We start from the raw sequence: 17,149 nt of genomic DNA, 5'->3' as shown, positions 1-17,149 counted from the left end.
ACGCTCGGACGCCAGGCAGGAGGGAAGGCATGCGCGAAGAACCGCTGAGCCGCGAGGCGATCGTCGCCGCGGCCCGCCGCGTCGCCGACGCGGAGGGGCTCGGCGCGCTCACCCTGCGCCGCGTCGCGCAGGAACTGCACACCGGCCAGGCGTCGCTGTACCGGCACATCGCCGACCGCCGCGAGCTGCTGGCGCTGCTGAACGACGATCTCGCCCGCGCATTTCCGCTGGCGCGCAACGGATCTCCGCGTGAGCGTCTGCTCGCGCAGTGGCTCGGCGCGCACCGGGTACTGCTCGACCACCCCTGGGTGGCCAAGGTGATCGTGGACGCCACCTCGGTCACCCCGACCGCGCTGCCGTTCACCGAGTCGGCCCTCGCCGCGCTGCGCGAGGCGGGCCTGGACCCGGCGGCCGCCGCCCACCTCTACCGCGCCCTGTGGCACCTGCTGCTCGGCCAGGTGGTCAACGAACATCCCTTGGGCCACCCGGGATTCGACGTCGACCCGGCCGCCTATCCGGCGCTGACGGCGGTCCGGGCCCATCTGACCGCCGCCGATCCGGCCGCCGAATTCGAGTGGGCGCTGCGCCGCCTGCTGGACGGCGCGCTGGGTGTCCAGGGGTGAATGCGCGATGGAACCGGACGGTTTTTCTTCGCCGAGGCGCAAATTTCCGGTCAACTCCCGCCGCGGGACAAATGTATTCTGGGTGTCGGATTCACTCCGCCGATTGCGGGCAACTACCCGGCGTACGACCGCGAAAGCAATAATGCGTTCTCGGTCCGGCTTCCCAACGGACCGGTTGTCGGGACGACTCCCCCGAGTTCGGGCGACGATTACGAGTTTTCGGGCAAATCCCCAGGTCGGGCGAACGGTCGACCAGAATTAACCCCGTTGTCGCCCGCCTCTTCGACACGCCGAGTCGGATTATCGTTCCCTCGGTTTCGAAGACGGGTTCATCGCCGTACGGACATCGATTGTCTTTGGCGGAAATTCGGAAAAGTCGCTAGCGTCGAAGACATGACGCGCTATGTGATGCCGGCGGAATCCGCTCCACATGCTCGCACCTGGCTGGCGTGGCCCGCCAAGGAGTCGGTGTGGGAGGACCTGCTACCGCTGGTCCGCGCGGATGTCGCCCGGCTGGCGCGCGCCGTGGCCGAATTCGAGCCGGTCACCATGCTCGCCCGCCGCGAGCACGTCGAAGACGCCCGCCGGGCCGTCGGTTCGGCCGTGGAGGTGGTTCCCGGTCCGCTGGACGATCTGTGGATGCGCGACACCGGACCGACATTCGTCGAGGCGCCCGGCGAGGGCATCGTCGGCATCGACTTCAATTTCAACGGCTGGGGGCAGAAGGCGGAGTATCACCTCGATGCGCGGGTCGCGCGAAAGGTGTTGGAGCGGGCCGGAATTCCACGGGTTATCGCGCCGATCGTGGCCGAGGGCGGCGCGTTCGAGGTGGACGGTGCGGGCACCCTGCTGGCCACGGAGAGCTCTCTGGTCAACCCGAGCCGCAATCCCGGCTACGACCACGACGCCATCGAGAAGGCGCTCGGCGAACTGCTCGGCATCACGAAAGTCGTGTGGTTGCAGGGCGTCGCGGGCGAGGACGTCACCGACTGCCACGTCGACGCGGTGGCGCGATTCGCCGAACCCGGTGTGGTGCTGGTGGTCTGCCCCGTCGACCCCGATCCCGAGGACGTCTTCGCCCGGGCCGCGGTGCAGGCGTGCGAGATCCTGCGCCAGGCCACCGACGCCGAGGGCCGCCGCTTCGAGGTCGTCGAGCTGCCGCAGCCCGCGGCGGCGGCGCTGCCCGGCCGCCGCGGCCCCGATTTCCTGTACTCCTACGCCAACTTCTACGTCGGCAACGGGGCGGTCTACCTGCCCGTCTACGGCGACACCCACAACGACGACCGCGCCGCGGGCATCCTCGGCGACGTCTTCCCCGGCCGCGCGGTCGTGCGGGTGGAGTACAACGCCGTGGCCGAGGGCGGCGGCGGCATCCACTGCTCCACCCAGCAGCAACCCCTGGCCGCGGTCTAGCTGGGATCGGACCCGCGGATCGCGGCGAACCAGACGGCGACCGCGGCGGCGACGGTGGTGGCGGCGGCGAAGGCAGCAACGCCGCCGCCCGCCACGTACACCCAGAACACGCCCGCGAACGGCGCGCCCACGGCGGGCTGTGCGTCCAGCAGCAGCCGCCGCCCGATCCGCGCCGACCGCGCGGCGTGCGCCGGGCCGTCCGGGTCCGGGCGGGTGGGATTGTCGACCAGCCGCCCGACCGGCTCCGAATCCCGCAGCGGCCCAGCGGGATACACCCGCAGCTCGCCGATTCGCAGCACGCCGCCCGCGCATTCGGCGCCCGCCTCGCCCAGGGTGACCAGCGCCGGATCGAAATACACCGGCAGCCACGACTTTCCGTCGAATTCGAGCCACGACCGGCTCGACAGCCGATGCTGCTGCCGTGTCCGCCGCACCGGCACCGCCCCCGGACCGGGATCGCGCACCGGCAGCGCCCCGAACGCCACCGCCAGCCGGAAGGCGCTGTACCCCAGCACGACCACCGCCACCGCGCCCAGCATGCTCAGCTGCTCCAGACCGCCGAACGGCGCCCAGGCGAGGCAGATCACCAGGGCGCCGATCGTGGTGGCAACCGGGTAGGCCAGGGGGTGGCCCGAACCGGAAATCACTTCAGGAAGCCGACTTTCGTCCAGTCCGCCGAGGCCATGCCGAAGGCGCCGATATTGGCCAGATTCGCGCGGACGGCGTAGTTGCCGGGGCGCTGGTTGAGCGGCAGCGAGAAGCCCTCCTCCCAGATCATCTTGTCGCACTGGTTGGCGAGTTGAATGGCCTTGTCGGGGTCGAGCTCGGCCATGGTCTGCTTGATCAGTGCGTTCAGCTCCGGCGTGCCGATCCGGCCGTCGTTGCCCTGCCGATTGTTCGGGTCGTAGGCGTAGATCTGTTCCAGCGCGCCCAGCGGGTACGGATTGCCGACCCAGCTGAATTGCGCGATATCGAAATTGCCCGGGTCGATGACGTCGGTGAACAGGCCCTGGCCCGGGTAGGTCTGGATGTCGACCTTCACCCCGATGGCGGCCAGGTTCTGCTGCACGATCTGGGCCACGTTCACCCACAGGTCCTGCTGGTACATCACATCGCGCAGCACGAGTTTGCGGCCGTCCTTCTCGCGCACGTCGCCGTCGAGTTTCCAGCCGAGGGCGTCGAGTTGGGCCGCGGCGGCCTTCGGGTCGAAGGCGCTCGGGGCCGAATTGTCCTGGTAGCCCTTCTGTCCGGCCATGTAGATGTGATTGTCGAGCGGCTTGGGATTGTCCACCAGGCCATTCTCGGTCGCGTTCACGATGGCCTGACGGTCGATCGCCTTCGTGATCGCCACGCGCACCCGAGGATCGGCGAGGACCGATCCCTGCGCGCCGTTGAAGGTCAGATGGCTCCAGGTCGGTTCGGGCGTGTGCCGGACGACCACATTGGCCGCGCTCCGCGCCGCCGTCACATTGGACAGGCCCGACATCGACGCGTAGTCGAGTTCGTTGTTCTGGATTCCGGGCAGCAGCGCGGAGCTGTCGAGCACCGTGAACGTGATGGTGTCCAGCTTCGGCGTCGCACCCCACCATTTGGGGTTGCGGCTCAGCGTGATCCGGTTCTGGGTGCGGTCGATATTGGTGATGACGAACGGCCCGGAGCTGACCGCGAGGCTGCTGCGGTCCAGATCGTTGAACGCCTGCGGGCTCGCGTTCACCGCCTTCGGGTACAGCGGGCTGAACTGCCCCTTCCACTCGGCGTACGGCGTGGAGAACGTCACGATCGCCTGCCGGTCGTCCACACCGCGCTCGACCCTGTCGACCCGATCGAATCCGGAGGGCGAGGCGATCTGGTAGCCCCTGGCGGCCCCCGCCAGCGCGTCCGCCTCCGCCTTCAGGTCCTCCCAGGTGATCGGGGTCCCGTCGGACCACACCGCCTTGGGGTTGATGGTGTAGGTGACCTGCTGCGGAGCGGTGCCGGTGAGCTCGATATCGGTGAAGTAGTTGTGATTGACGCTCAGATTCCCGGCCGCGTCGCTGGTGAACGCGGTCGGCATGAGTGGATCGATGACCGTCGCGACATCGTTGTCCATATCCACGTGGTTGTAGTTGAACGTCGCCGGGAACGAGCTGATCGACATCCGCAGATTCCCGCCGTCGCGCAGCGTGCTCGGATCCTTCGGATTGATGTCGTTGGTCACCCCGATATCGCTGGACCCGGCCTGAGTATCGTCGGAACCGCACCCCGACACGATCATCCCGATCGCGATCGCGGGGATCGCGACTCGGGTCACCATCGAACGTATCCGCACGGACCGCTCCTCTCCGTCGGGGTGGCACATCGCTGCCCGTTGGACGTGCAGACTACCGCGCGACCGGCTGCGGGATCGCCTCGATGAGAGCCCGGGTGTACTCGTGTCGGGGGTCGGCGAAGATCTGCTCCGCGGGCCCGGATTCGACGATCTTGCCCCGGTACATCACCGCGATGTCGTGCGCGAGATTGCGGACCACCGAAAGATCGTGGGAGACGAACAGATACGACAGCCCGCGCTCGGTCTGCAGGTCCCGCAGCAGGTTCAGCACACCGGCCTGGATGGACACGTCCAGCGAGGACACCGGCTCGTCCAGCACCAGCAGCTCCGGATCCAGCGCCAGCGCGCGGGCGATATTGATGCGCTGCTTCTGACCACCGGAGAAATCGGCCGGATAGCGGTCGGCGTGCTCGGGCCGCAGCCCCACCTGCCGCAGCAATTCCGGTACCCGCGCGCGGATCTCGTCGCGGGAGCGGCCGTCGATGCGCAGCGGTTCGGCGAGCGCGTCGAAGATCGGCAGCCGGGGATCCAGCGAGGCCGAGGGGTCCTGGAACACGATCTGCATCCTGCGGCGGACGGCGCGGCGGCCCTGTGCGGTCAGCGTCGCGACGTCCTCGCCGAACACCTCGATGGTGCCCGCCTGCGGTTTCGCCAGGTCCAGGATCTGGGTGAGCGTGGTGGACTTGCCCGACCCGGACTCGCCCACCAGCGCCAGCGTGCGGCCCGCGCGCACCTCGAAGCCGATGCCGTCCACGGCGCGCACCTCGCCGGTGCGGCGCTTGAAGACCACCCCCGAGGAGATCGGGAACGTCTTCGTCAGCTCCGAAACCCGCAGCACCACCCGCGCATCGGGTTGTGCGGCACGGCTCGGCTCGGTGAGCTCCCGGCGGTAGGCCTCGAACAGCCCGTCGGTGCCGACCTCGGCCGTGCGAATGCAGGCGGCGCGATGACCGGGAGCGATGTCGGCCAGCGGCGGCTCGGCGGCGCGGCAGTCGTCGATCGCGATCGGGCAGCGCGGCGCGAACGGGCAGCCGGGCGGCAGCGCGTGCATGGCGGGCGGCGCGCCCACGATGGGGATGAGCGGCGCCCGGGCGGGACCGTCCATGCGCGGGATGGAGCCCAGCAGGCCGACCGTGTACGGCATTCGCGGCGAACCGAAAAGCTCTGCGGCGCTGGCATTCTCGACGACCCGCCCGGCGTACATGACGGCCACCCGGTCCGCCAGGGTGGCCGCGATGCCCATGTCGTGGGTGATCATGACGACGCCCGCGCCGGTGAGGTCGCGCGCGGTGCGCAGCAGATTCAGGATCTGCCGCTGCACGGTGACGTCCAGGGCGGTGGTGGGTTCGTCGCAGATGATCAGCTCCGGATCGTTGGCGATGGCCATGGCGATCACCACGCGCTGGCGCATGCCGCCGGAGAACTCGTGCGGGAACGCCCGCGCCCGCGCCTCGGGATCCGGAATGCCGACCAGGTCCAGCAGTTCCACCGCCCGGTCGGCGGCCTGGCGCTTGGTCATCTTCCGGTGCGCCAGCAGCGCCTCGGCGATCTGCTCGCCGACCCGGTACACCGGCGTGAGCGCCGACAGCGGGTCCTGGAACACCATGCTGATCCGGCTGCCGCGCAGCGCCGACAGGCGCCGGTCGTCCATGCCCAGCAATTCCTTGCCGCGCAGGCGGATCGAGCCGCGCACCCGGGCCTGCTCCGGCAGCAGGCCGATCACCGCCAGCGACGAGACCGACTTGCCCGAACCGGATTCGCCGACGATGGCCAGCACCTCGCCGTCGGCGACCGTGTAGTTCACCCCGCGCACCGCGTCGATGCGGCCCTCCTCGCCGGGGAACGACACGTGCAGGTCGGAGACCTCCAACAGCGGTGCGGTGGTGGGCTTTGCGCTCATGCCGCCTGCCCCTCGGGCTTGCGCCGGGCCCGGGCGCGCTTGGAGCCCGGGTCGAACGCGTCGCGCAGGCCGTCGCCGACCAGGTTGGCGCACAACACGATCGCGATCAGGAAGCCGCCGGGGAACAGGAACAGCCACGGGAAGGTGTGCGCCGACTTGGTGCCCGCGGCGATCAGCGAGCCCAGCGACACGTCCGGTGGCTGCACGCCGAATCCCAGGAAGCTCAGCCCGGTTTCGGCCATGATCGCCGCGCCCACGGCCAGCGTGGTGTCGATGATCAGGATCGAGGCGATGTTGGGCACGATGTGGGTGACGATCACCGACCGGGTCGACGCGCCCATATACCGTGCGGCCCGGACGAATTCGCGGTCGCGCAGGCTCAGCGTGAGGCCGCGGACGATGCGGGCGCTGATCATCCAGCTGAACGCCGCGAGCAGCACGATCAGCAGCGGAATGGAACCGCTGCCCTTGGTGCGCGGGGCGAAGATCGCGATGATGATGAAGCTGGGCACCACCAGCAGCAGATCGACCAGCCACATGATCGCCCGGTCGGTCCAGCCGCCCAGCAGTCCCGCCACCGACCCGGTCGTCACCGCGATCACCGAGGTGAGCAGCGCGACGCAGATGCCGATCAGCAGCGACTTCTGCAACCCGTGCAGGGTCTGCGCGAGCATGTCCTGCCCGATCTCGTTGGTGCCGAACGGATGTTTCGGCGTCGGCTGCTTCAGCAGCGCGTAGGAGTCGCGCTGCTGATAGTCGTAGCGCAGGCCCGGCGGCACCGCGAAGGCCAGCACCAGCATCACGATCAGCAGGCTCGCCCCCGCGATCGCGGGCTTGTTGCGAAGAAACCTGCGCCACACCAGCTTCCGCCGCCCGGCCGCCGTCGGCTCCGGCGCACCCTGCGCGATGATCTCGGTCTCGGTCATACCGCTCCCATCGTGGGATTCCCCGTTCCTACGGTCATCCCACCCGAACCCGGGGGTCGAGGATCGCGTACACGATGTCGGACAGCAGGCCCGACACCAGCACCACCAATCCGGCGAACGCCGTGACGGTCACCACGACGTAGAGGTCCTGGGCGTTGATCGCGTCCACCAGCCACTCGCCGACCCCGTGCCAGCCGAAGATCTTCTCGGTGAAGGTGGCGCCGGTGATCAGACCGCCCAGGCTGTAGGCGAACAGCGTCGCCATCGGAATCAGCGCGGTCCGCAGACCGTGTTTGTACAGCGCCCGCCGCCGGGTCAGGCCCTTGGCGCGGGCGGTGCGGATGAAATCGCTCTGCAGCACGTCGAGCATGGCGTTGCGCTGATAGCGGCTGTATCCGGCCATGGCCCCCAGCGCCAGGCCCAGCGTCGGAATCACCATGTGCTGCACCCGGTCCACGATCTGGTTCCACAACCCCGACACCGCGTTTGCCGAAGTTTCGCCGGTATAGAGGAATATCTGTTGCCCGGACAGCGAATTGATCTCCAGGGCACCGTATTCCAGCAGCGTCGCGAGCAGGAAGACCGGGGTACTGAGAACCAGCAGCGACACGATGGTGGTGAAGTAGTCGCTGAACCGATATTGCCGGATAGCGCCCGCCGCGCCGATCAGCACGCCGAGCACGGTGCCGACGATCGAGCCGATCACCAGCAGCCGCAGGCTCACCCCTATCCGGCGCGGCAGTTCCTGGCTCACCGGCTGCCCGGCCAGCGTCTTGCCGAAATCGCCGTGCACCACCCCGGCCACCCAGGTCGCGTAGCGCTGCGGGATCGGATCGTTCAGATGCAGCTCCGCCGCCTTGGCATCGATGACCGATTGCGGCGGGCGCGGATTGCGTTGTTCGAGGCTGTCGAGCGGACGGAAGGTCAACGACGCCAGGCTGAACGTCAGGAACGACGCGAGCACCAGCAATACGACATAGTTGAATGCCCGTCGTAGCAGAAAGCCGGTCATCGGTCCCCTAGGGTCGGTTTGCTAGCCCCTGATCATAAGGACCCTCCGCCGTCGAAGTGTGCCGTGTGGGCGGGTCCCGCGCACATCCCACCCCGATCGCGATACCGGTGCGGGGGGCATATCGGGCAGGATGGAAGAGGTGACACCTGTGCACCTGCCGAAACCGAAGATGGTGGCCTCCGATGTCGACGGCACGCTGATCGACGAGGACGAGCGGGTCACGCCGCGCACCCGGGCGGCGGTGGCCGCGCTGGTCGCGGACGGGGTGCCGTTCGTGCTCGCCACCGGTCGCCCGCCGCGCTGGATCCAGCCGGTGGTGGACGGACTGGGGTTCGCGCCGCTGTGCGTCTGTGGCAACGGGGCGGTGATCTACGACAGCGCGGCCGACCGCATCCTGCAGAGCACCGTGCTGGACGTGGCGAGCCTGGAGTGGATCGCCGATCTCGCCGAGCGGGTGCTGCCCGGCTGCGGGCTGGCCGCCGAGCGGGTGGGGGCCAGCGCCCACGACGCCGCGACCCCGCAGTTCGTGAGTTCGCCGGAGTACGAGCACGCCTGGCTGAATCCGGACGACACCCAGGTCGCGCGCAGCGAGGTGGTGGCCGCGCCCGCGATCAAGATGCTGATCCGGCTGCGCGGCGCGACCAGCGCCGACATGCGCGCGGCGCTGGCGCCGCGGCTCGCGGGCCGCGCCGATGTCACCTACTCCACCGACAACGGCCTGATCGAGGTGTCCGCGCCCGGCATCACCAAGGCGGCGGGGCTGGCCACGGTGGCCGAGCGCCTCGGCGTGCAGCGCGCCACCATCATCGCCTTCGGCGATATGCCCAACGACGTGCCGATGCTGCGCCTGGCGGGCCACGGCGTCGCCATGGGCAACGGTCACCCGGAGGTCCGCGCCGCCGCCGACGAGGTCACCGCCGCCAACTCCGACGACGGCGTGGCGCAGGTGCTCGAGCGCTGGTGGATCGGCTGAGCTAGCGCGGCGCGACACCGGAAGTCGTTGCGGCGTCCCGCATTTCGTTGTAGGTCTGGAGCAGCGTGGTGACGATGCCGGTGGCCTGGTTCATGATCAGCGAGCCGTACTGGAAGTCGGCGCGCAGGCCGTCGGGGACCGGGTAGGCGCTCTTGCGCGGCACTCCGAGGATTCCGGAGTCCGCGCCCAGCTCGACGAATCGGTCCAGGATGCGGCCCGCGAGTTCGACGATGGTGCCGTCCGGGCCCGCGTAGACGTAGCCGTTGACGAACCTCGCGTACTGGCCGCCGTCGCGGGTCGGTTGCGGTTCGGAGGCCGCCGCGCCCAGCCGCCCGTTCGGGCCGCCCTGGGCCGCCCAGTATTTCGCGATGAGGTTGTCGTGCACCAGCGTCAGCAGCCGGGTGGTGAGGGCCGCCAGCTTGGTCAGATCGGCCTGATTCTGCGGTGCGGCACCGGGATTCGGGGCGGGCCGGGTATCGCCGCCGGGCGGCTGCGCGCCGCTCGCGGTGGCCGCGGCGATGTCGCGGATGCGGTCCATCTGCGCGTAGGCGGCGTCGCCGGGGCAGGCGGTCTTGCCGACGTCGCGGTGCGCGAACACGATCGGCAGCCGGACCGCCTCTCCCTCGGCGTAGTTGGTGTACTCGGTGCCCTCGGAGTACATGGTGGTGCTGCCTTTGGGGTCCAGGCCCGCGATGCGGGCGCGCCAGCCGATGAACTGGCCGATCGCCTGGATCGCGGCGTCGCTGGGCGGCTCGGTCTGGAAGTCGCCCATCAGTGCCACGCCGGCGGTGTTCTCGTTGAATCCGCCCGCGTGCGCGCCCTCGACCGGGCGGTCCAGCCCGCCTGCGCGGCCCTCGAAGATCTGCCCGTACTTGTCGACCAGGGCGTTGTAGCCGATGTCGCACCAGCCCAGCGTCTTCGCGTGATAGGCGTAGATGGCGCGCACGATGCCCGCCGATTCCTCGGGGGTGTAGTCGTTGCGACCGTCGGTGTGGTGCACCGTGATTCCGCCGAGCCCGTCGTCGTAGGTCGGCTCCTGGCAGCGCAGGCTGTCGTCGGCGCCCCAGTCCTTGCGCGCGATCACCCTGGGCCCGCCGCCCGGCAGCGCCGCGGCCACCGCCGTCAGATTGCCGTCGTCGGGCCCGCGCCCCGGATCGATCAGTACCGCCGACATATTCGCGACCGAGGCCCGCCCCGGATCGTCGGACCGCCCGGAATTCGCATTCGCGACCGCTGCGGCCCTGTGCGTGGTCAACACCTGCACGGCCTTGGTGCTGCCCACATAGATCGGCTCGGTCCCCACCCGATCCGGCCGCGTACGATCATTGCGCCCCGTCTCCACCGCATCGGTGGAATACCAAGGCCCCCAACTATTGTCGGCATTCCGAGCCCGAACCAGCGCACTGGTCCCCGCCAGATCCTTCCCGGTGAGCGCCACCATGCTGAACGGCTTGTCCCGATCCAACTCCTTGACCTGAGCCCCCACCCGATCGGCAACACCAGGAGCCACCGCCCCCGGCGCAAGCGCCGGAGCATTCGGATCCGCCCCACCCACCAACGCCGGATCATCAACGGGAGCAGACCCCGGCTGCACGGCGGCTGGTGGTTGTGCGGCGACCGATGGTTGTGCGACGGCTGGAGGTTGTGCGACGACCGGTGGCTGTGCGGCGACCGATGGTTGTGCGACGGCTGGAGGTTGTGCGACAGCCGGTGGCTGTGCGGCGGCTGGTGGTTGTGCGGCGGCCGATGGTTGCCCGGCGGCTGGTGGCTGTGCGGCGGCTGGTGGTTGTGCGGCGGCCGGTGGCTGTGCGACGGCTGGTGGCTGCCCGGCGGCCGGTGGTTGCCCGGCGGCTGGTGGTTGTGCGGCGGCCGGGGATTGACCGGGAGCGGGAGACTCACCGGACGTGGGGGTTTGGGGGGCAGGGGGTTGCAGGCGGGTTCGGGCGGAGATGAAAGCTGGTGCGGCAGGGGGTGATTGGTTGGCGGTGGCTGCCGGTTGTGCCTGGCCCGGGGTTGCATTCTGTTGTGGCTGGGCGGGATTGGCGGGCGTTGGTTGGCCCGGTGCGGGTGTTCGGTCCGGGGTGGTGGTGTTGAACTGGGGGAGGGGGATTTCGCTGGGCAGTTGGATGCCGGGTGGGGTGGGCAGGCCCGGCGGGATCGGGATGGCGCGGGGGAGGGGGAGTTTGCGGAGGTCGGACAGGTGGAGGTCCGGGAGGTCGAGGCCGGTGAGTTCGCGAAGCGGGAGAACCACGTCGGGGGCGGAGGCCAGGGCCACCTCGGCCAGTTGCGCCGGTATCGCGGCCAGATTGCTGTCCGTCGTCGAACGGTAGTCGTCGGTGTCGCGCAGCGTGTAGGCCGCCAGCGGCACGGCGAGCGCGATCGTAATGACGACCGGTAGTACGTAGGGGTACTTCGGTCTGCGATACGGCACGAGCATCTCCCATCAGGTCGAACTTGTGACCGTCAGCCGAAGCGCGTGGGGTTGATTCCTGACGGATCGATGGTCACAATAGTCCCAATCTTCACAAAATCTAAACCTCTGGTTGAGAATTAGAGATCAGTAGCTCGAATGTAGCTTTCCGGTAGCCGCGGCGCGGGTAGGACATGCCGGACGGGCCGGGCGCATCCGAACAGCGAAACCCGGTGGGAGTGCACATGACAGGTACCGAGCAGCATCGCCGATTCCGTCGCCGCGCCGCACGCGGCGTACTCGTCGGTCTCGCGCTGACCGGCGGCACGGCGGTGCTCTGCTGGGCCGTCCTCGCACAGCTCGAGCCGTCCGCCGGATACCGCCCCGTCGCCGGGGTCGGCCACGGCCGCGGCATGAGCCAGTTCGGCGCCCTCGATCGGGCCGTCGCCGGGGCGAGCGCGGCGCGCATCCTGGCCGACTACTACCCGGGCGCGGCGCTGGGGACCGTCGCGCCGACCCCGGTCCGGGTGCGGCTGCTGGAGGACGACGACGAGACCCTGGACGTCTACTCCGACACCGGCCTGACCGTCGCCGACCGCCGCGTGGTGCCGGGGCAGGCCGCGCACCTGACCCCGCGCCCGGACGGCGGTGCGGACGTCACCGTCACCACCGGCTGCGACGGCGCCGTGCTGTGGCGTGGCAGCACCGCCGACCCCTGGGCCTACCCGATCGATCTCGGCGCCGACCGCCCGAGCGCGGAGCATCTGAAGATCTGCGACGGAGGCACCTATCGCGGCGTCCTCGGCGTCACCCTGGAGAACGGGGCCGCGCGCACGGTCGACCGGCTCGACATCGAGGACTATCTGCTCGGCGTGGTCCCGGCCGAGATGCAGGCCGACTGGGCCGATCGCGGCGGCGCGGAGGCCCTGCGCGCCCAGGCCATCGCGGCCCGCTCCTACGCGCTGGCCGAGCATCGCTACCCATACGCGCAGACCTGCGACACCACCGACTGTCAGGCGTATCCCGGTACCGCCGTGGAGGATTCGCGCGCCACCGCGGCCGTGCGCGCCACCGCCGGTCGGGTGCTGCTGCGCGACGGCCGCATCCTGCGCTCGGAGTACTCCTCCGCGCCCGGCGGCGGACAACCCATCGACATCGGCACCCTCGACGTCGGCCCGGCCCCCGCCGAACTCGGCGCCCCGGAAGACGCTGTGGGCCAAGAGAATACGATCCCGCCGGGGACGGCCGCCACACCCACGCCGCCGCCCACTCCGCTCCGGCCCGATGCCTGGGCCCCGAACACCCGGCCGGACGCCTGACCCCGAAAGCCGTTCACTCCAGGGCGGTATCGCCCAGCGACTCCGACAGTTTGCGCAGCAGATCGCCGAGTTGGTCCGATTCCTCGCGGCTCAACCCCTGGAGCAGCCGGACCTCGTTGTCCACGTGCAGGGGCATGATCTCGTCGATGAGGGCACGGCCCTCGTCGGTGAGCTGAATCCGGACGGTCCGGCGGTCATGGGGATCGGCGGTGCGGCGGACCAGCCCCCGGGTCTGCATCCGATCGATGCGATTGGTGATGGCCCCCGAGGTCACCATCGTGTTCTTGATCAACGCGCCCGCGGTGAGACCGTCGGCCCCGCCGGACCGACGCAGCGTGGTGAGCACATCCACCTCCCAGTGCTCGAGCCCGTACCGCGCGAAGAACGTCTTCAACTCCCGATCCAGCACCCGCGCCAGCCGCTTGACCCGCCCGATCACATGCGTCGGCCACACATCGAGCTCGGGCCGCACCTCCCCCCACGCCGCCACGATCTGGTCAACCGCGTCGCTCACGGATCTCCTCCCGAGACCTAAGCCTCAATATTCAGATACTTGACACGAAGATGACTCTGGTTGTCTTATCTCACCGGTCTGACACCCCTGGTCTGGGGTACCACCTACGCCGTCACCTCCGAGTTCCTGCCGCCCGAGCGACCGATGTTCACCGCGCTGATGCGCGCGCTGCCCGCCGGTCTGGTGCTGCTGGCCGCGACGCGGGTGCTGCCCCGCGGCCGATGGGTATGGCGCACAGGCGTTCTCGGCATGCTGAACATCGGCGCCGGGCGGGGTGGCCGCGGTGCTCGGCGCGTCGGCGCCGATGTTCGCGCTGGGGTTCGCCGCCTTGCTACTCGGCGAGCGGCCGTCCGGGCGCAGGCTGCTGGCGGGAGTCGTCGGCATATCCGGTGTGGCCCTGGTGGTTCTTCGCGCCGGTGCCGCGCTGGACACCTGGGGTGTGCTGGCCGGTCTGGCCGGTGCGGCATCGATCGCGGCGGGCACGGTGCTGGCCGGACGCTGGGGGCGGCCCGAGGGGGTGGGTCCGCTGGCCTTCACCGGTTGGCAGCTCACCGCCGGAGGTCTGGTCCTGCTGCCGCTGGCGCTGCTGGCCGAGGGCGCGCCGCCCGCCCTGGACGCCCGGGCCATCGGCGGCTACCTGTATCTCGGCGCCGTCGGCACGGCGGCGGCCTATGCCCTCTGGTTCCGCGGCCTGTCCCGGATGCCCGCCACCTCGGTGTCGTTCCTGAGCCTGCTCAGCCCGCTCTCGGCGACGGTCATCGGCTGGGCGGCGCTCGGACAATCGCTGACCCCGCTGCAGGTCCTGGGCATGGCGCTCGCCCTGGGCGGCACCCTGCTCGGCCAGACCGGCGGCCGCAAACCCACCGAGGAGTCCGCAGCGCAACGGCTTTCGGCGGTCGATCCGGCCCGGCGGGAGTCGCATACCGAGCGGGGCTTGACCTTGACGTAGCGTCAACTTGCACGCTGGTCGTATCGACGCGGAGCGAAGGAGGACGGTGGTGGGAACCGAGGCCGAGTGGTCCATTCAGGAGCTGGCTCGTGCGGCAGGGACCACCAGCCGGACCCTGCGGCACTACGGCGCGGTCGGGCTGTTGCCGCCGAGTCGGGTCGGGGCCAACGGGTACCGGTATTACGACCGGGACTCCCTTGTTCGGCTGCAACGGATCCTGCTGTTGCGTGAGCTCGGTCTCGGCCTGCCGGTCATCGCCGAAGTGCTTGCGGAGCAGCGGGATACGGCCGTGGCCCTGCGCACCCATCTGGAGCTGCTGCGGCAGGAGCGGGACCGGATCTCGCGGCAGATCGCGTCGGTGCAGTCCACGTTGCACAAGACGGAAGCAGGTGAACCGCTCATGGCGGCAGAGGTATTCGACGGATTCGACCACGCCAGGTACAAGGACGAGGTGATCGAGCGCTGGGGCCGGGAGGCGTACGAGAGCTCCGACCGCTGGTGGAACTCGATGAGCGAGGCGGAGCGGCGCCAGCACATGCAGACGCACGCCGACATCGCCGCCGACTACGGCCGCGCCCACCGCGACGGCCTGGCGCCGGACAGCGAACCGGTACGCGACATCGTCGCGCGCCACTTCGACTGGGTGCGCATCGGCTGGGGCGGTCGGCGTCCCACCCGCGCGTCCTTCACCGGCCTGGGCGAAATGTACGTCGCAGACCCGAGATTCGCGGCCAACTACGACAGGCACGGCGCCGGAACCGCCGCGTTCGTCCGGGAAGCGATGAAGGTCTACGCCGACAATTGCCTGGAGTAGCGGGTAATGTTCGCGGCCGAGTGATCAAGGGGGGAGGACCCGATGAGCTATCCGTACGGCCAGCCCGGCTATCCGCCCGTGCCCGTTCCCGTGCCGCCGCGGCCGGGCGGCGGCGCGGCCATCGCCGCGGGCGTGCTCGCGCTGCTCCAGGGCCTGGGGTGCGGGGTCGCCTCGGTGGCCGGGGCCATCGCCACCCGGCACGACTGGGCGGGCGGATACCGCCGGATCGAGGAGCTGGCGGCGCTGGCCATGTTCGGCACGCTCACCGTGTTCTTCGTCGCCGGGGCGCTGCTGCTGTTCTTCCGGCGCAGCGCCGGGCGAGTCCTGGTCATGGTAGCGAGTGTGCTGGTCATGCTGGGCTATTCGGGTCTGATGATCGTCGACACGGTGATCGACGGCTCGTCCACCTCGGAGCTGCTGCCGCTCGCCGTGCTGCTGGCGGTCGTCTTCGGCGTGGAACTGCTCACGCTGTGCCTGGCGGCGTCCGGGTCGGCGAGCCGGTGGCTCGCGGCCGGACGCCACCCGGCCTATCGGCAGCCGGTGTACTACTGACCCCTCACACCGCGCACATCGACTGCATGACCCCGCGCAGGATCGGCGCGCCGTAGGTGACGGGCGCGAAGGCCAGCGTCTCCGCCATGCCGAGCGGCGTCAGGATCGTGTTGGAGACCCCGGTCCACCCCGCGGCGAGATTGGCGGCGGTCAGCAGCAGGCTCGTCACGTCCAGCGCCAAAGTCGTGAGGTCGTAGGCGTTTTCGACGGTGATGTCGGCGAGCGGCACGGTGTCGGTCGCCTTGCCCTCGTAGATATCGAAGCCCAGATTGGCCAGGAAGGTGATCGGGCCGTAGTCCAGATAGTCGACCACCGGACCGAGCTGATCGGTCTTGCGCAGCAGCGCGAGTTTCGCGATCCGATTGTCGCGCAGGAAGTCCTGGAGTCCGGCGGCGGTGGCGTCCAGGTTGCCGCGGTCGATCGGCAGGTCGGTGTGGGCCAGGAAGTCGCGGGTCCGCTCCACCAGCGTCGAGGTGGTCAGGTCCGAGATCGGCGTGCAGTGCCCGTCGGCCAGCACCAGCTGCCGGGCCAGATCGGCGATCGGGCCGGGCACCGCCACATGCTCGCTCGGGAAGTCGGTCTCGCTCAGATCGAGCTTGCCGTACACGCTCGGCCCGGTGCAGGTGCCGCGCATCGCGTCCTGCACCCGCCGCGCCAGCCACTTCACGCCGCTGAACACGCCGCCGACGAGGAACTTCAGGAAGAACCCGGCCGTCGGCACCAGGCTGGCGGCCAGCTGCACCGGAATCTTCACGATCCGGGTGCTCAGGATGAACACCTCGATCACGTCGTTCACGCCGAGCTGCCCGATCGACAGCGTGTGGTCCAGGCGGCCGGTGCGGACCGCGTCCAGGCCGTTCACCAGGTAGGTGACGATCGGGTCGTCGAGTTGGGCGACCCGACCGCCGAGCGTCGCCGGATCGACCGGCAGGCCGTCGCGATGCACCCGGACCGCGGCGATGGCGTGCCGGAAATCGTCGACCTGCCGGTCGAAGGCGGCCACCTGCGCCGCGGGCACCACGCCGCGCAGGGCGGTCGCGGCCGAGGTCACGATGTCGTCGAAGGTCGGTGCGGCCCGGCCGCACAGCCCGGCCGCGTCGGCCACCGGGGCCGCGGCCAGCGTGTCGGGTTCGTCGGCCCGGGCCGTCGTGGGGGTCAGGACACCGGCGCCGAGCACGGCGCAGAGGGCGGCGGCGCCGAGCAGCGCCGACAGACGTGAGATCCGCATGCGTGAGTACTTCCGGTCGAACGATGGACGGGTACGGCCGCCGCGGCGCGGATCGCGAACGGCACCGAGTTGGACGCGCGTTCAACTCGGCTCCTATCTATATAGCGGTGACCTACCGGAACGGTGTCCGTTTCGGCGAACAACAGGCGAAATTCGGGTATCTCGTCGGTCGGCGCCGGTGACCGCCCGACTGGCCCCGGCGGCGCCG

General features: G+C 69.9%; 15 protein-coding genes. 7 read left to right on the top strand and 8 right to left on the bottom strand.

Features of this window, described 5'->3' with window-relative positions; genetic code table 11:
* Positions 1-29: 29 nt before the first annotated feature.
* Both HPY32_RS17865 and HPY32_RS17860 read left to right on the top strand, forming a co-directional pair.
* Positions 30-623: a TetR/AcrR family transcriptional regulator C-terminal domain-containing protein gene (locus HPY32_RS17865; RefSeq protein WP_067579707.1), complete on the top strand. Its 594-nt coding sequence runs from the start codon at positions 30-32 to the stop codon at positions 621-623.
* Positions 624-1,016: 393 nt separating this feature from the next.
* On the top strand, positions 1,017-2,036 hold the full coding sequence (locus HPY32_RS17860) for an agmatine deiminase family protein (protein WP_067579709.1): 1,020 nt from the start codon (positions 1,017-1,019) through the stop codon (positions 2,034-2,036).
* Here the strand turns inward: HPY32_RS17860 and HPY32_RS17855 are convergent.
* The 5 genes from HPY32_RS17855 to HPY32_RS17835 are packed head-to-tail and all read right to left on the bottom strand — an operon-like array spanning position 2,033 to position 8,182.
* Complete coding sequence (locus HPY32_RS17855) at positions 2,033-2,683, bottom strand: hypothetical protein (RefSeq protein ID WP_171982911.1); 651 nt, start codon at positions 2,681-2,683, stop codon at positions 2,033-2,035. The two genes, HPY32_RS17860 and HPY32_RS17855, sit on opposite strands and share 4 nt — an antisense overlap.
* A complete protein-coding gene (locus HPY32_RS17850; protein ID WP_067584839.1) occupies positions 2,680-4,344 on the bottom strand; it encodes an ABC transporter family substrate-binding protein in 1,665 nt (554 codons plus the stop codon). Before HPY32_RS17850 ends, HPY32_RS17855 begins: the two co-directional genes overlap by 4 nt.
* Before the next feature lie 52 nt (positions 4,345-4,396).
* Positions 4,397-6,244, bottom strand: a complete 1,848-nt coding sequence (locus HPY32_RS17845) for an ABC transporter ATP-binding protein (RefSeq protein ID WP_067579710.1) — start codon at positions 6,242-6,244, stop codon at positions 4,397-4,399.
* The gene (locus tag HPY32_RS17840) at positions 6,241-7,170 is read right to left on the bottom strand and encodes an ABC transporter permease (RefSeq protein WP_067579712.1); all 930 of its coding nucleotides are present in this window, start codon (positions 7,168-7,170) and stop codon (positions 6,241-6,243) included. Before HPY32_RS17840 ends, HPY32_RS17845 begins: the two co-directional genes overlap by 4 nt.
* 34 nt (positions 7,171-7,204) lie before the next feature.
* Positions 7,205-8,182 carry an ABC transporter permease gene (locus HPY32_RS17835; protein WP_067579714.1) on the bottom strand — a complete coding sequence of 326 codons (978 nt, stop codon included), beginning with the start codon at positions 8,180-8,182 and terminating at the stop codon, positions 7,205-7,207.
* A gap of 130 nt (positions 8,183-8,312) precedes the next feature.
* Here HPY32_RS17835 and HPY32_RS17830 point away from each other — a divergent pair, with 130 nt between their 5' ends.
* The gene (locus HPY32_RS17830) at positions 8,313-9,155 is read left to right on the top strand and encodes a Cof-type HAD-IIB family hydrolase (protein ID WP_067579716.1); all 843 of its coding nucleotides are present in this window, start codon (positions 8,313-8,315) and stop codon (positions 9,153-9,155) included.
* A 1-nt stretch (position 9,156) separates the two neighbouring features.
* Here HPY32_RS17830 and HPY32_RS44645 read toward each other — a convergent pair whose 3' ends face one another.
* Positions 9,157-11,592, bottom strand: coding sequence for an N-acetylmuramoyl-L-alanine amidase (locus HPY32_RS44645; RefSeq protein WP_253949735.1), 2,436 nt, complete (start codon positions 11,590-11,592; stop codon positions 9,157-9,159).
* A gap of 218 nt (positions 11,593-11,810) precedes the next feature.
* On the opposite strand from HPY32_RS44645, the gene HPY32_RS17820 reads away from it, so the two are divergent.
* Positions 11,811-12,884, top strand: a complete 1,074-nt coding sequence (locus tag HPY32_RS17820; RefSeq protein ID WP_171982910.1) for a SpoIID/LytB domain-containing protein — start codon at positions 11,811-11,813, stop codon at positions 12,882-12,884.
* Positions 12,885-12,897: 13 nt separating this feature from the next.
* On the opposite strand, the gene HPY32_RS17815 is transcribed toward HPY32_RS17820, so the two are convergent.
* Positions 12,898-13,398 (bottom strand): MarR family winged helix-turn-helix transcriptional regulator, encoded by a 501-nt coding sequence (locus tag HPY32_RS17815; protein WP_067579720.1) that lies wholly within the window; start codon positions 13,396-13,398, stop codon positions 12,898-12,900.
* A 283-nt stretch (positions 13,399-13,681) separates the two neighbouring features.
* Here HPY32_RS17815 and HPY32_RS17810 point away from each other — a divergent pair, with 283 nt between their 5' ends.
* Genes HPY32_RS17810 through HPY32_RS17800 form a run of 3 tightly spaced genes read left to right on the top strand, consistent with a single transcriptional unit; the run spans position 13,682 to position 15,713 of the window.
* Positions 13,682-14,347, top strand: a complete 666-nt coding sequence (locus HPY32_RS17810) for an EamA family transporter (RefSeq protein ID WP_231951366.1) — start codon at positions 13,682-13,684, stop codon at positions 14,345-14,347.
* Positions 14,348-14,396: 49 nt separating this feature from the next.
* Positions 14,397-15,161: a MerR family transcriptional regulator gene (locus HPY32_RS17805; RefSeq protein WP_067579724.1), complete on the top strand. Its 765-nt coding sequence runs from the start codon at positions 14,397-14,399 to the stop codon at positions 15,159-15,161.
* A gap of 42 nt (positions 15,162-15,203) precedes the next feature.
* Positions 15,204-15,713 carry a hypothetical protein gene (locus HPY32_RS17800; RefSeq protein WP_067579726.1) on the top strand — a complete coding sequence of 170 codons (510 nt, stop codon included), beginning with the start codon at positions 15,204-15,206 and terminating at the stop codon, positions 15,711-15,713.
* A 4-nt stretch (positions 15,714-15,717) separates the two neighbouring features.
* Here HPY32_RS17800 and HPY32_RS17795 read toward each other — a convergent pair whose 3' ends face one another.
* Positions 15,718-16,941: a hypothetical protein gene (locus HPY32_RS17795; RefSeq protein ID WP_067579728.1), complete on the bottom strand. Its 1,224-nt coding sequence runs from the start codon at positions 16,939-16,941 to the stop codon at positions 15,718-15,720.
* Positions 16,942-17,149: the final 208 nt, after the last annotated feature.

The sequence above is a fragment of the Nocardia terpenica genome, assembly GCF_013186535.1.
In the GTDB taxonomy this organism is placed as follows: Bacteria; Actinomycetota; Actinomycetes; order Mycobacteriales; family Mycobacteriaceae; genus Nocardia; species Nocardia terpenica.
The sequence above is the reverse complement of the archived record's forward strand: the minus strand, read 5'-3'. Positions and strand labels throughout refer to the sequence as shown.